The organism is Pseudomonas fluorescens, from assembly GCF_902497785.1.
GTDB classification, from domain to species: domain Bacteria; phylum Pseudomonadota; class Gammaproteobacteria; order Pseudomonadales; family Pseudomonadaceae; genus Aquipseudomonas; species Aquipseudomonas fluorescens_BO.
The window spans coordinates 74,746-89,199 of record NZ_CABVHK010000018.1 but is presented as its reverse complement, the minus strand read 5'-3'; the positions used below and the strand labels follow the sequence as shown (position 1 = coordinate 89,199).

The following is a 14,454-nucleotide window of genomic DNA, read 5'->3' as shown; positions in this document are numbered from 1 at the left end:
TCTAGTCCTGGCTCACGGCGCCAATCTTGTGCACCGACAGGTCTGCACCGTAATACTCTTCTTCCTGACTCAGGCGCAGACCATGCAGCGCCTTGATCGAGCCATACACCGCGAAGCCACCGACCAGCGCCACGACCACGCCCAGCGCGGTCCCGATCAACTGGCTGATCAAGCTCACACCCCCCAGGCCGCCCATTGCACTCTGGCCGAAGATGCCGCAGGCAATTCCCCCCCAGACGCCGCACAGGCCGTGCAATGGCCAGACACCCAGGACGTCGTCGATGTGCCATTTGCCTTGAGCGGCGGTAAAGCACCAGACAAACAGTGCCCCGGCGATTGCGCCGGTCGCCAGCGCGCCGACCGGATGCATCAGATCAGAGCCGGCGCAGATCGCCACCAACCCGGCCAGCGGACCGTTATGCAGGAATCCTGGGTCGTTGCGCCCGACGATCAGCGCCGCCACCGTGCCACCCACCATGGCCATCAACGAGTTAATCGCGACCAGTCCGCTGACACCCTGCAAGGTTTGCGCACTCATCACGTTGAAACCGAACCAACCCACGATCAGGATCCACGACCCCAGCGCCAGAAACGGGATGCTCGACGGGGCGAACGCCACCAGCTTTCCTTCGCGATAACGACCTTGCCTCGGCCCGAGCAACAACACCGCCGCCAGCGCCAGCCAGCCGCCCATGGCATGCACCACTACCGAGCCTGCGAAGTCGTGGAAACTGGCGCCAAAGCGCTCGAGGAGCCAGGCTTGCAGGCCAAAATTGCCGTTCCAGACCACGCCTTCGAAGAACGGGTAGATGAACGCGACGATAAACGCCGTCGCGCACAACTGCGGAACGAACCGCGCACGCTCGGCGATGCCGCCGGAAATGATCGCCGGGATCGCCGCCGCGAACGTGAGCAGGAAGAAAAATTTCACCAGACCATAGCCGTGATCGGCGTTGATCACCGCTGCCGGTTGCATGAACGTGACGCCGTAGGAAATCCAGTAGCCGATAAAAAAATAGGCGAGGGTCGAAATCGCGAAGTCGCTGAGGATCTTCGACAACGCGTTCACCTGGTTCTTTTGTCGCACCGTGCCGACTTCGAGAAAGGCAAAACCGGCGTGCATCGCCAGTACCATGACCGCGCCGATCAAAATAAACAGCGTATTGGAGCTGTGGACCAGACTGTCCACAGCGCTTTGCAGATTTTCCATGGAGTGGCAGACCTGAAGGCTGAAAAAGCACCAAAGCAGTTCGCGGAGGCGATTCACGCACCAAATTGCGCCTCGTCAGGATCAACATGCTGATCACCTGGAGCCACTTTGGCGCACAGGTTTGAACCTTCGCGCGGGTTTTCATTATTTGAGATAAGGTTTCGCTCGATTCATGCCCGGCTACAGCGCATAAACCCGGGATGACGCACCACGACATAGCAAAAGTTGTACCAGTCATTTGTACTGAACCTTCGCGCAAGGCTCATACTCGAATGCAACAGAAGCCACTTACGGAGATCACCAATGGCCAGCATCAAGGCAAAGACTGCTCAAGAAATCCTGATGAACGACTTCCAGACCCTGGTCAGCGATACCGAAAGATTGCTGGAGCACACGGCAACATTGGCCGGTGATCAGGCCGACGAGTTGCGTGAACAAATTCACGACAGTCTGCTGCGTGCACGGGAAACCTTGAAGCTGACCGAAGACTCCCTGCGTGAACGCGGCCAGGCCGCCGTTACCGCTACCGAAGACTATGTGCAGGCCAACCCATGGCAATCGGTCGGGATCGCGGCCGGCGTGGGTTTCCTGATCGGTCTGCTGGCAACCCGGCGCTGATTATGGCGATCGGTGAATCCGGCTCGGGCCCAAGCTCCTCACCGCGGCGCCTGGGTGCCGCTTTCCTTGGACTGTTGCACAGCCACGTCGAACTGTTCGGCATCGAGTTGCAGGAACAAAAAGCCCGCACCGTAAGCCTGCTGCTGTTTGCAGGCCTGGCGTTGGTGTTTGCCTTGCTGCTGCTGGTGGGATTGTCGACGCTGGTGCTCATCCTGTTTTGGGACACCTATCGCCTGCCCGCGATCATCGGCCTCTGTGTCTTCTACACCCTCGCGGCAATCTTCTGCGCGATGCGTTTGAAAGCGGCGATTTTTGATGAGTCCTCGCCCTTCCATGGCACCCTGGAAGAATTGGCCAATGACCGGGAGCGCCTGCTGCCATGAGCCTGCCTGAACTGCCCCACAACAGCTCGCGCGCGGAAATGCGCAAGGCGTTGATCCGCCTGCGCATGGAAATGCATCGTCAGGAAATTCGCCAGGAATCCGCGCAACTGCTGCAACCCTTGCAACGGATGCGCGGAATGTCACAGAACCTGCATGATGGGTTCGGCATCAAGCATGCCCCGCTCTGGGGCATGGCAGCCGTGACCTTGCTGGGCTTTCTGACCGGCAAGGGTGCCAAGAGCGGCGGCGTCAGCAGCGTGACTCGACTGGTCAGACTAGGCACCACACTGGGCCCGTTGATCAAACTGGTGATGCAAGGCTCTTCGCGCAAGCACTAAGCCACTATCTGGCTGCATTCTTGCAATATCCCCGGGATGAACCTCTTTATCGAGAGGTTCAAACCTGCGTGCCTACCCGGCTTCAGGTTTTTCCAAAAACAAGACCTAACTAAGGAGGCCTCGTGATCGAGGGGCAACCGCTCGCCTGCTTTCAACCTTTCATCGATACCGCCACCGGCCGTATCGCCGGGGTCGAAGCATTGGGCCGACTGCGTCAGGCCGACGGTCAATTGACCTCAGTGGGGCCGCTGTTCGCCGACCCGAGAACGCCCGCTGTCGCGCTGCGGCGTCTGGACCGGCAGATCCGTGACAATGCCATCAGCCGTTTACATGAAGCGCCCCAGGACTGGTTTCTCAGCCTGAACATTTCACCGCGCTGGATCAGTCGCTTGCGCGCGGATCAGGCCTTGCCCAGTCTCAAGCAACTCAGCCGGCATGGCGTCGACCCGCAGCGAATCGTTTTCGAGATCACCGAACTGGGCGGCGACATTCAGCGTCTGGCAGACGTGGTGGCGCGATATCGGCAAGCCGGCGCGCGGATCGCCATTGATGATTTTGGCGCTGGTTACTCCCAGCTCGATCGCGTGCTCGCGCTGCAACCGGACATTCTCAAGCTTGATATGCGCCTGTTTCAGGCCGCCGCACTGGGCGGGCCGAGCAGCGATGTGGTCAAGGCCCTCGCGCAAATGGCAGAAAAAACCGGATGCTGGATTATTGCCGAAGGCGTGGAAACCGACGCCCAACTGAATTTTGCCCTGGAGTGCGGTTCGCGCTATGTGCAGGGCTTCCTGTTCGCCCGGGCACAAGCGCAGTTTTTTGCGGGTGACGCGTTCGTCGAGCGCTTCGCCGAACTTCGCCAGCGCTATGTCCGGCAAAAACTCGCCGATCGCGGGCGCCTGATGATCATGCGCCAGCAACTCTGCGAACTGATGGCCATCCTGCAATCCTGGGCTCAGGCACGCGCGCCGCTCAGCGCCTTGCCGCAACTGGACGCGTTCCCCTGGTTGCTGCGCTTCTATCAGTGCGACCGCCACGGCACGCAATTGACGCCCAACCTTGAATGGCGCAATAACCGCTGGGAGGCCGACGATCGCTACCTGGGTCACAACTGGTCATGGCGTCCATACTTCTATCACCTGCTGGCGGAAGGCTGGGAGGAACGCCGGCTGACCCTTTCCAACACCTACCGCGATGCCACCAGCAACCAGTATTGCCTGACCGCCGGGCAGTTCTTTGATAGCGGCGAACGACTGCTGCTCATCGATATCGACGCCGCCGGGCTCTAGTAGCGCTTGCAGGTCCGGACGCGAACCGGGAAGCTTGGGGAATCAGTCACCAGACGGAGAGAATCAGCCTTGGATTGGCAAACCCTGCTTACTCGCGAACGCCTCGGAAAGCCGCTGCACAGCCCGGAAGAACTCGGCCGCAGCCCTTTCCACAAAGACCACGACCGCATTATTTTCTCGGGCGCCTTTCGTCGCCTCGGGCGCAAGACCCAGGTTCATCCGGTCACCAGCAACGACCACATCCACACGCGCCTGACCCACTCGCTGGAAGTCAGTTGCGTCGGCCGTTCGCTGGGCATGCGCGTCGGCGAAACGATCCGCGGCGCCCTGCCCGACTGGTGCGAACCCAGTGACTTGGGGATGGTGGTGCAATCGGCCTGCCTGGCCCACGACATTGGCAATCCACCCTTTGGCCACTCGGGCGAGGACGCGATTCGGCACTGGTTCCAGCAAGCCGCCGGGCGTGGCTGGCTCGACGCGATGAGCGAAGTCGAACGCAATGACTTCCTCAATTTCGAAGGCAATGCCCAAGGCTTTCGAGTCCTCACTCAGCTTGAATACCATCAGTTCGACGGCGGCACCCGACTGACGTACGCGACCTTGGGGACTTATCTGAAATACCCGTGGACGGCCAAGCATGCCGACTCACTGGGCTACAAAAAGCACAAGTTTGGCTGTTATCAGAGCGAGCTGCCGTTGCTGGAGCAGATCGCCCATAAACTCGGGCTGCCGCAACTTGAAGAGCAGCGCTGGGCGCGTCATCCACTGGTGTATCTGATGGAAGCCGCCGACGACATCTGTTATGCGCTGATCGACCTGGAAGACGGCCTGGAAATGGAGTTGCTCGAGTACGCCGAAGTCGAGTCGTTGCTGCTGGACCTGGTGGGCGACGATCTGCCGGAGACCTACCGTCAGCTCGGCCCGCTGGATTCGCGTCGACGCAAACTGGCGATCCTGCGCGGCAAAGCTATTGAACACCTGACCAACGCCGCCGCCCGCGCCTTTGTCGAGCAACAGGACGCGTTGCTGGCGGGCACACTGCCCGGCGATCTGGTGGAACACATGCACGGTCCCGCCAAGCGCTGCGTTTTGAATGCCAAGGACATGGCGCGCAAAAAGATCTTTCAGGACAAGCGCAAGACCTTGCACGAAATCGGCGCCTACACCACGCTGGAAATCCTGCTCAACGCCTTCTGCGGTGCGGCGCTGGAACAGCACAACGGTCGCACGCCGTCCTTCAAAAGCCGGCGCATTCTGGACCTGTTGGGTAACAACGCGCCCGACCCTCACGGCCCGCTACACAATTCATTCCTGCGCATGATCGACTTCATTGCCGGCATGACCGACAGCTACGCCAGTGAAATGGCACTGGAAATGACCGGCCGGTCAAGCCACTGATAGTCCCTGGCTACTCAGTCATTACGCCGTCTGTAATGGCTGAACAGCCTCAGAGTGCCCAAGTACATTCAACCCTCGCGGAAATCCCCTACATGTCACGCTGAGCAAACTGATCGATTGTTCGCAATGCTCGCGAAATAATCACCAATTCCTCGGTTCGAGATCAGAAACGTGAGCAATCCTGAATTCAAAGATGATATGCGCATTTTGCTGGTGGAAGATCACCCCTTTCAACTTTGGGCTACTCAGTATCTGCTGGAAAGTTACGGCTTCACTCAACTGACCACTTCCGACAGCGCCAAAAGCGCGATGCAACATATGCTTACTTCGGCACAACCGTTTGACATTCTATTATGCGATCAATGTCTACCTGACCTTCCTGGACTTGATCTGGTCCGACTCGCCAGTCAGCGCGGGATGTTCCGCCAGGCAATATTGCTGAGTAGCCTGACCAGACCAGAACTTGACCGACTTGAAAAAATCGCTAATACACATGGTTTACCCTTATTGGGCTACCTGACAAAACCGCTGCAACAATCCGAATTTAGAAGTCTGTTGACCTCTATATAAATAGACAAAACAAATCTCCACACCCGCCATCCACACATAATTCGAAACTTGTAAATCCGGACCTTAAAATAAGGACAAACCACCCACAAACTTCATCCTTCCTCATGCAAAACCTAGTTGATTCGTAGTCCCATTCTTCTTCGGTTGTAGGAGTATTCCTATATTGCTGCTAGAGGTCGGTGAGTTCATGCGTCCCGTCAGCTATCTAAGCTAAGGTGCGCGCTTTATTTGAGCTCGCATGGGATTTGATTATGAACTCCGTTTTTATTGTCGACGATCACCCTGTCATCCGCCTTGCCGTGCGAATGTTGCTGGAGCACGAGGGCTACAAAGTAGTTGGCGAGACCGATAATGGCGTCGATGCCATGCAAATGGTTCGGGAATGCATGCCCGATCTGGTCATTCTCGATATCAGCATTCCCAAACTGGATGGCCTCGAAGTGCTCGCACGGTTCAACGCCATGAGCACACCGCTGAAAACATTAGTATTGACTGCACAATGCCCGACACTTTTCGGCATACGCTGCATGCAATCTGGCGCGTCAGGATATGTATGTAAACAAGAAGACCTGAGTGAACTGGTCAGCGCAATCAAAGCGGTTTTATCAGGTTACAACTACTTTCCCAGCCAGGCCTTGAACCCTGTCCGCGGTGACGATGTTCGTTACGCAGAATTAGAATTGTTCAAATCGGTTAACGATAGAGAACTGATGGTCTTGCAACTTTTTGCACAGGGCCGTACCAACAAGGAAATTGCCAAAGGCATGTTTCTAAGCAACAAAACAGTCAGCACTTATAAAAAACGACTCATGCAGAAACTAAAAGCCCAGTCCCTGGTTGAACTTATCGAGATGGCAAAACGTAACGCATTGGTGTGAGGCTCAGGATGCCCCGTCATTTAAAGGATTATCTGATACTCATGGCTGCCGGTTTATGCCTGAGCACCACCGCGCCGGCTGCGCATACCGACAGCGAGCACTACGCCCTGCTCAGTCGTTCAACCGCCGGACATCTGGACGTCCATTTGACCCCATCGCAACACCAATGGATCTCAAGTAAAAGAGAGCTGATCCTCGGCACGTCAGCGCCGGATTATCCGCCGTTCGACCTGACTGTCAGTGGTCGGGATTACGAAGGCTTCACTGCCGACTACGCGGGTCTTCTCGGCGAAACCGTCGGTTTACCGGTGCGGGTTCACCGCTTCGCATCCCGTGGGGCTGCGATCAAGGCGCTCGAAAGGGGCGAGGTTGATCTGCTCGGCACGGCCAACGGGTTTGAGGCTCACAACGCCGCCATCGTGCTGTCGACACCCTATGCCGTGGACCAGCCGGTTCTGGTGACACGCGAAGGAGAAACCCGATCCCTGACCGAAGGCCTCGCCGGGTTGCGACTGAGCATGGTGTATCACTATCTGCCACTGGATGAAGTCAGGGCCCTGTACCCCAAAGCGACCATTACGTCTTATCCGTCTTACCAGAACGCGATCAACGCCGTGGCTTTCGATCAGGCCGACGTGTTCCTCGGCGACACCATTTCCACCCATTACATGATCAACAAGGGCTACCTGAACAACATCCGCATGGCCAACTTCGGTAAACACGAGGCCCACGGTTTCAGTTTTGCCGTGCACAAGAACAACCCGCAATTGCTCGGCATCATCAATGCCATGCTCGAGGCCATCCCGGCCAGCGAACGACAGAACATCGCCGAGCGCTGGAGTGCCGGCAGCGACATTCTGCTCACCGATCAAAAACTGCAACTCACCGATCCTGAGGAACAGTGGCTGGCACGCCATCCGGTGGTGCGCGTGGTGGTCAATGAAGCGCTTGCGCCGTTATCGTTTTTCGACAGCAACGGCAACTTTCGCGGCGTTACTGCCGATCTGCTTGAACTGATCAGACTGCGTACCGGTTTACGGTTCGACATCCATCGCAGCCGCAGTGACGACGAGATGATCGCCCAGGTCAAGGAAGACAAGATCGACGTGATCGTTGCCCTGCTCCCCAGTGCCGAGCGTGAAACTACGCTGACCTTTACACGTCCCTTTCTGCAAAACTCCTTTGTCCTGTTGACTCGCAAAGGCGCCAACAGCCCGGCGAACCTTGAGCAGTTGCAGGGAAAACGCCTGACCATCGCCCAAGGCAGTCCGCTGGTGGATTACCTGCGCCGCGAGTATCCGCGAATCAGGCTGATCGAAACGCCGGACACGTTCAGTGCCGTGGAATTGCTCGCCGAAGGCAAGGCCGAGGGGGCGGTGAACTCACTGGTGATAGCCAACTACTTTATTTCGTCGCGGCTTTTTGAACACACGCTGCAGATCAGCACCACCATCGGCACCCAACAGGCGGCGTTCTCCCTCGCCACCGGGCGAGAGGCCAAAGAACTGAATGCCATCCTCAACAAGGCGCTGCTGAGCATCGCACCGGAAGAACTGGGCATCATCAACAGCCGCTGGCGTGGCTATTCGGCGTCCTCGCAAAGTACCTGGCGCAACTACCAACGATTGTTCTATCAAATTGTGATCGGTGCCGGCGTGCTACTGCTGATCTCCACCGCGTGGAATGCGTACATGCGCCGTCAGATCAAGCAACGGCAGGCAGCCGAACGCGCGCTGAACGAGCAATTGACCGAACGCCGGCAACTGTTCGATGAGCTTCGCTGTGCCAAAGAGCGCGCTGATGAAGCCAACCGGGCTAAAAGCACGTTTCTGGCAACCATGAGCCACGAAATCCGTACGCCGATGAATGCCGTGATCGGCATGCTGGAGCTGACACTCAAGCGCATCGAAAGCGACCATCCGGATCGGCCGGCCATTGACGTGGCGTACAACTCGGCGAAGGACTTGCTGGAGCTGATCGGCGATATTCTCGACATTGCGCGGATCGAATCCGGGCGCCTGAGCCTGAGTCCGGAGCGGGTGAATCCGAATGAGATTGTGGGGTCGGTCGTACGAATATTCGAGGGCCTCGCCCGTCAGAAAAACCTCAAACTGCAGCTGGAGGTCGACCCGGCCAATCCAGCCATCGACGTGATGCTCGACCCCACGCGCTTCAAACAGGTGCTGTCGAACCTGGTCAGCAACGCGATCAAATTCACCGAGCACGGGCAGGTCCGGGTCAGCGTTGAACTGCTCCCGACCGATGCGCCCGAGCAGGTCCGGCTGCTGTTACAGGTTCAGGACAGCGGCATCGGCATCAGCGAAAGGGATCAACAACGGCTGTTCGAACCTTTTGCCCAGGTGGACGAAACCGGACAGGCAGGCAGAGGGGGCGCCGGCCTGGGCCTGGTGATCAGCCGCAGCCTGTGCGAAATGATGGGGGGCACGTTGCGTCTGGGAAGTCAGCCGGGTGTCGGTACTCAGGTTCAGGTTTCACTGCTTCTGGCCACACTGCCGGTCGAGCGAAAGGCGCCAACCGCCGAAGTGCCACTCCACCCGACCACGATGCCGTTGAAGATTCTGGTGGTTGATGATCACCCGGCCAATCGCTTGCTGATGTGCCAGCAACTGGAATTTCTGGGACATCGATTCAGCGTCGCCGAGGATGGTGAAGCGGGCTTCAGGGTGTGGAACACCGGGCGCTTCGATCTGGTGATCGTCGACTGCAACATGCCGGTCATGAACGGATACGAGCTCGCACGCGCCATTCGCCGTCATGAACAGCAATCCCGGCGTGCGCCCTGCACGGTCCTGGGTTTCACCGCCAACGCGCAGCCGGAAGAATTGCAGCGTTGCAAAGACGCCGGGATGAACGACTGTCTGTTCAAGCCTCTGACGCTGACCGCCTTGAGCCAATGGGTTGCAGGCATCGAACCGACTGCCCGCGGTCCCGCGTTCAGCCTGGAAGGGCTACACCTGCTGACAGGGGGTAACCCGGCGATGGACCTGCGATTGTTGACCGAACTCCTGAAAAGCAATCGCCAGGACCGGCAGGCATTGCAGGCGCTGTCCCGATCAAAAGACCCCCAGGCATTTCTCGATCTCGCGCACAAAATCAAGGGCGCCGCGCGAATTGTCCAGGCGAACCGCTTGATCGACAGCTGTGAGGCACTGGAGCAGGCCTGTCATGAACGCTTCACGGACGATGAGGCCGACGAGTGCAGCGCAGCCGTAGAACGCGCCATGTTTGAGCTGGAGAAAGCCTTGCAGCAACAAATTGCTCAACACCACGAAAGCAGAATCATGGAGCCTTAACTATGCTTGGTCGCTGAGCAGTGTGTTAACCCTCATGGAGTGACCTCGCAATGCCCAGCCCACTGCGCCCGGATCAACGGCGGTTTCCCCTGCACGTGCACATCAGCGTGATGTTCACCCTGCTGTTGCTGCTGACGGGCGTGGTATTGGGCCTTTTCAACTATCGGCAAACCACGCAGATCATCCTGTCCAGCAGTGAAAAGCTCTTCGAACGCATCGAGCAGGATGTCCGGGTGGACCTGCACGGCACCTATGAACCGATCCGTCATCTGCTCAGCCTGCTGGTGCACAATCCGGCAACCCGGGCGCCGGACCTCGAACAACGCCTGCCTATGCTCCAACCCTTCAGTCAGGCGCTCAAGGACAACCCTGATCTTGCTTCGTTGTATCTGGGTTACGACAATGGCGATTTCTTCATGGTGCGGCCCCTGCGAACCGCCGCCCTGAAAACCCTGCTCAACGCCCCGGATACTGCGGCCTGGCAGGTGTGGAGCATCGAGCGAAACGCCGGCCCGGTGCAGTCGCGGTCATTGTTCTTCGATCAGGACCTGAACCCTGTCAGCGAGCAGGACAACCCCGACGACACCTACGATCCGCGCACCCGCGACTGGTTCACCAGCGCGCGTCGCGGCAGCGATCAGATCACCACTGCGCCTTACCTGTTTTTCTCCACCCGCAACGTCGGCACCACCCTCGCCCGTCGCGCTGGCGAGCACGCCATCATCGGCGCCGACCTGACGCTGGCGGCACTGTCCGCCACCCTGGCCCGACACGTCGTCACCCCCGGTACCGAAATCGTGCTGTTCGATGCCGAAGGCAACGCCGTTGCTTATCCCGACAGCAGCAAACTGATCGTCGACGACCAGTCGGCCCACCTCAGCAAGGCCGCTGACCTGAGCCCCGCGCTCGGTGCCCTGCTTAACCACCCGCCCCCCGGCACCAGGCTAGACGCCGTCGGTCGCCAATGGATCGTTGCCCGCAGCAGCATGCAGGAGGGCGGACCTCAGGGATTGGAACTGGCGTTGCTGGTGCCGGAGGACGAATTGCTCGCCAATGCCTACCGAATACGCTGGCAAGGCGCGCTGATTACGCTGGCGACGTTACTGTTGTGCCTGCCGCTGGGGTGGCTGACCTCGAGAATTCTGGTCAAACCCCTGCGTAAACTGGTGGAGGAAGCCGATGCTATCCGCAGTTTCAATTTCAACTTTCCGGTCTCTCGCCGCTCACTGGTGCTCGAAGTCGACCAATTGAGCGTCTCCATGACGCGCATGAAAGACACCCTGGCGAGTTTTTTCCAGATCACCGACAGCCTCAGCGCCGAAACCCGCTTCGCTCCGCTTCTGGAACGGGTGCTGTTCGAAACCGTGAAGATCGGCCAGGCCCAGGCCGGCCTTATTTACCTGCGGGAAATGGACAGTGATCGCTTGGAGCCACACGGCCTGGTCATCGACGGCATTTCCCAAGCATTGCCAGCATTCGACATTCGTGGCCACGAACTCCTGGACCCGAAAAGCCCGGCGTGGCTGCGGCAGCTGTCAGAGGCGGACAATGTGGTCGCCAGTCTCGGCTTCGAACAGGCGGAGGATTTGCAAAAAGTGTTGCATGCAATGGAGTGCCCGCGGGTGCACCTGATCGGTATCCGCCTGCACAATCGTCATAACGAAACGGTGGGTTTGCTGATTTTGTTGCTGGCGGACAGCGGCACCGAAAGCGATCTGGAAAAACTCCGTCCGGACCGCATTGCGTTCCTTCAAGCGTTGTCCGGTGCCGCCGCCGTGAGTATTGAGAGCCAGCGCCTGCAAGCCAAACAGAAGCAGCTGCTGGATGCCTTCATTCAATTGCTCGCGAGTGCGATCGATGCCAAAAGCCCTTACACCGGAGGGCATTGTCAGCGGGTACCGGCGCTGACCTTGATGCTCGCCCAGGCTGCCGCCGCCAGCGAAGATCCTTCCTTCAGCGACTATCAACCGACCGAAGATGAGTGGGAGGCGCTGCACATCGCCGCGTGGCTGCACGACTGCGGCAAGGTCACCACCCCGGAATATGTGGTGGATAAAGCCACCAAGCTCGAAACCCTGAACGATCGCATCCATGAAATCCGCACCCGCTTCGAAGTGCTCAAACGCGATGCGTGGATCAACTACTGGCAAGCCATCGCCCTGGGTGGCGACGCGCATCATCTGGCCGAACTGCGCAACGCCAGTCTGGCCGAACTGGACGATGATTTCGCCTTCGTCGCCCGCTGCAATCTGGGCGGCGAGGCGATGGCCGAGGCTGACTTGCAACGCCTGCGCGGCCTGGCTCAACGGACCTGGAGCCGAACCCTGGATGACCGTCTGGGCGTGTCTTGGGAAGAAAACCGGCGCCAGGCGCGAACGCCAGCGCCGACCCTGCCGGTCAGCGAGCCGCTGTTGGCGGACAAACCCGAGCACCTGTTCGAACGCGCCGAGAGTGAACTGATTCCTGACGACAACCCGTGGGGGTTCAAACTCGACGTGCCGCGCTACAAATACAACCGCGGCGAGCTCTACAACCTGAGCATTGCCCGAGGCACGCTGACCCGCGAGGAGCGCTACATCATCAATCACCACATGGTGCAGACGATTCTGATGCTCCGTCACCTGCCCTTCCCCGACCACCTCAAAAACGTCGCGGAAATAGCCGGCGGCCACCACGAAAAAATGGACGGCACCGGTTATCCCAAGCGGTTGAAGCGCGAAGAAATGAGTCTGCCGGCGAGAATGATGGCGATTGCCGATATTTTTGAAGCGCTGACCGCTGCGGATCGACCCTACAAGAAAGCCAAGTCCTTGAGCGAAGCGCTGGGCATCATGGCCTTCATGTGTCGCGATGCCCACATCGACCCGCAGCTGTTCGAGTTGTTCATCAATGCCGGGATTTATCGGCAGTACGCCGATAAATTCCTTGATCCACAGCAGATCGATGCGGTGGATCCGTCAAGCCTGTTGCTCAAGGCAGGCTTGAGGGAATGATCAGCAGTCGGTCAGGCGCAGGAAAATCGCTGCCAGCTGTTCGATACCGGCCTTGTCTTCAGCCGTAAACCGCGCGAGTTTGGGGCTGTCGAGGTCAAGCACGCCGATCAATCGACCCTCCTTGACCAGCGGCACCACCAGTTCGCTGTTCGACGCGCTGTCGCAAGCGATGTGCCCGGGAAACGCGTGTACGTCTTCGACCAACTGGGTCTGCAACGTCGACGCCGCCGTCCCGCACACACCGCGTCCAAACGGAATCCGCACACAGGCGATCTGCCCCTGGAACGGGCCGAGGACCAGTTCTTCGTTGCGATTGAGGTAGAAACCGGCCCAGTTCAGGTCATCGAGCTGGTTGTACAGAAACGCCGAAAACTGCGCGGCGTTGGCAATGAAATCCCGCTCGTCAGCCAGCAACGACTCTAGCTGCGCATGCAGCATGCCGTAGCCTTCGAGGCCTTGGCCGGTGTGTTGTAAATCGATCATGCCTTGTGCTCCAACAGCTTCAGCCCGACCCAATAGCGGGCAAATTGATAGGCGCATCGTCCATTGCGATTGCCCCGGCCAGTGGCCCAGCGCACGGCGAGGATGTCCAGTTCTTCATCACGCTGCCACTTCAGGCCGGACTTGTCGGCGAGTTGTCCGATCCAGTGCTCGACCACGCTGAGAAAGTGATCCTGGGTGAAGGGATAGAACGACAGCCACAGACCGAACCGGTCCGACAGTGCGATCTTGTCTTCAACGGCCTCGCTGGGGTGCAGCTCGCCGTCGACCCGCTTCCAGTTTTCGTTATCGCTGTCCTTTTCCGGCACCAGGTGGCGGCGGTTGGAGGTGGCGTACAGCAGAACGTTATCCGGTGCCTGTTCAAGCGAACCGTCGAGCACACTCTTGAGCACGCGATAATCACCCTCGCCCGACTCGAACGACAAGTCATCGCAGAACAGTACGAAACGCTGGGGCAACCTGGCGATCTGCTCGACCACACGCGGCAAGTCCGCCAAGTGATCACGTTCGATTTCGATCAACCGCAGACCGGCCTTGGCGTGTTCGGCAAGCAAGGCGCGCACCAGCGACGACTTCCCGGTGCCACGCGAACCCCAGAGCAATGCGTGGTTGGCCGGCATGCCGTCGATGAATTGTTGGGTGTTGCGCCCCAACTGCTCGACTTGGCGGTCAACACCGATCAGGTCGGACAAGCGGGTATCGAGGCTGACGTGCAGGGGCAACAGAAAACCGCTGCGTCCCTCGCGCTGCCAGCGCGCGGCCAAGCATTGCGTCCAGTCGATGGCTTGCCGAGGTGCGGGCAAGAGCGGTTCGATCCGGGCCAGAACGGCATCGGCGCGTTCAAGAAAAGCATTCAATCGGGAATCCACGTCTTCTCCTCGGGCACGTTCACAGTAATGATGGCGGTACAGCGCTGAAACACGGCGGTCGGTGCCCGGTTCATACCTTGTTGCACACGGGCTCGT

General features: G+C 58.8%; 12 protein-coding genes. 9 read left to right on the top strand and 3 right to left on the bottom strand.

Annotation, left to right across the window (positions count from 1 at the left end; genetic code table 11):
* Position 1 precedes the first annotated feature (1 nt).
* Positions 2 to 1,210, bottom strand: coding sequence for an ammonium transporter (locus F8N62_RS24630; protein WP_150713108.1), 1,209 nt, complete (start codon positions 1,208 to 1,210; stop codon positions 2 to 4).
* A gap of 303 nt (positions 1,211 to 1,513) precedes the next feature.
* Here F8N62_RS24630 and F8N62_RS24625 point away from each other — a divergent pair, with 303 nt between their 5' ends.
* The 9 genes from F8N62_RS24625 to F8N62_RS24585 all read left to right on the top strand — a co-directional run bounded on the left by F8N62_RS24625 (position 1,514) and on the right by F8N62_RS24585 (position 12,988).
* Entirely contained in the window at positions 1,514 to 1,828 is a 315-nt protein-coding gene (locus tag F8N62_RS24625; RefSeq protein ID WP_150713107.1) for a DUF883 family protein, read from the top strand.
* Between the two features lie 2 nt (positions 1,829 to 1,830).
* On the top strand, positions 1,831 to 2,211 hold the full coding sequence (locus tag F8N62_RS24620) for a phage holin family protein (protein ID WP_150713106.1): 381 nt from the start codon (positions 1,831 to 1,833) through the stop codon (positions 2,209 to 2,211).
* A complete protein-coding gene (locus F8N62_RS24615) occupies positions 2,208 to 2,549 on the top strand; it encodes a hypothetical protein (RefSeq protein ID WP_150713105.1) in 342 nt (113 codons plus the stop codon). The genes F8N62_RS24620 and F8N62_RS24615 overlap by 4 nt, the downstream gene beginning before the upstream one ends.
* Positions 2,550 to 2,671: 122 nt before the next feature.
* Positions 2,672 to 3,835, top strand: a complete 1,164-nt coding sequence (locus tag F8N62_RS24610) for an EAL domain-containing protein (RefSeq protein WP_150713104.1) — start codon at positions 2,672 to 2,674, stop codon at positions 3,833 to 3,835.
* A gap of 69 nt (positions 3,836 to 3,904) precedes the next feature.
* Positions 3,905 to 5,233 carry a deoxyguanosinetriphosphate triphosphohydrolase gene (locus F8N62_RS24605; RefSeq protein ID WP_150713103.1) on the top strand — a complete coding sequence of 443 codons (1,329 nt, stop codon included), beginning with the start codon at positions 3,905 to 3,907 and terminating at the stop codon, positions 5,231 to 5,233.
* 171 nt (positions 5,234 to 5,404) lie between these two features.
* The gene (locus tag F8N62_RS24600; RefSeq protein WP_412071984.1) at positions 5,405 to 5,803 is read left to right on the top strand and encodes a response regulator; all 399 of its coding nucleotides are present in this window, start codon (positions 5,405 to 5,407) and stop codon (positions 5,801 to 5,803) included.
* 251 nt (positions 5,804 to 6,054) lie between these two features.
* Entirely contained in the window at positions 6,055 to 6,681 is a 627-nt protein-coding gene (locus tag F8N62_RS24595) for a response regulator transcription factor (RefSeq protein WP_150713102.1), read from the top strand.
* A gap of 8 nt (positions 6,682 to 6,689) precedes the next feature.
* The gene (locus tag F8N62_RS24590; protein ID WP_150713101.1) at positions 6,690 to 9,995 is read left to right on the top strand and encodes a transporter substrate-binding domain-containing protein; all 3,306 of its coding nucleotides are present in this window, start codon (positions 6,690 to 6,692) and stop codon (positions 9,993 to 9,995) included.
* A 50-nt stretch (positions 9,996 to 10,045) separates the two neighbouring features.
* Positions 10,046 to 12,988, top strand: coding sequence for an HD domain-containing phosphohydrolase (locus F8N62_RS24585; protein WP_150713100.1), 2,943 nt, complete (start codon positions 10,046 to 10,048; stop codon positions 12,986 to 12,988).
* Here the strand turns inward: F8N62_RS24585 and F8N62_RS24580 are convergent, their stop codons facing one another.
* Entirely contained in the window at positions 12,989 to 13,471 is a 483-nt protein-coding gene (locus tag F8N62_RS24580; RefSeq protein WP_150713099.1) for a GAF domain-containing protein, read from the bottom strand.
* Complete coding sequence (locus F8N62_RS24575; protein ID WP_150713098.1) at positions 13,468 to 14,358, bottom strand: ATP-binding protein; 891 nt, start codon at positions 14,356 to 14,358, stop codon at positions 13,468 to 13,470. Before F8N62_RS24575 ends, F8N62_RS24580 begins: the two co-directional genes overlap by 4 nt.
* Positions 14,359 to 14,454: the final 96 nt, after the last annotated feature.

Coding starts and splice junctions, on each gene's coding strand:
- F8N62_RS24630 (WP_150713108.1), bottom strand. CDS start 1,210: ATGGAAAATCTGCAAAGCGCTGTGGACAGTCTGGTCCACAGCTCCAAT.
- F8N62_RS24625 (WP_150713107.1), top strand. CDS start 1,514: ATGGCCAGCATCAAGGCAAAGACTGCTCAAGAAATCCTGATGAACGAC.
- F8N62_RS24620 (WP_150713106.1), top strand. CDS start 1,831: ATGGCGATCGGTGAATCCGGCTCGGGCCCAAGCTCCTCACCGCGGCGC.
- F8N62_RS24615 (WP_150713105.1), top strand. CDS start 2,208: ATGAGCCTGCCTGAACTGCCCCACAACAGCTCGCGCGCGGAAATGCGC.
- F8N62_RS24595 (WP_150713102.1), top strand. CDS start 6,055: ATGAACTCCGTTTTTATTGTCGACGATCACCCTGTCATCCGCCTTGCC.
- F8N62_RS24590 (WP_150713101.1), top strand. CDS start 6,690: ATGCCCCGTCATTTAAAGGATTATCTGATACTCATGGCTGCCGGTTTA.
- F8N62_RS24585 (WP_150713100.1), top strand. CDS start 10,046: ATGCCCAGCCCACTGCGCCCGGATCAACGGCGGTTTCCCCTGCACGTG.
- F8N62_RS24580 (WP_150713099.1), bottom strand. CDS start 13,471: ATGATCGATTTACAACACACCGGCCAAGGCCTCGAAGGCTACGGCATG.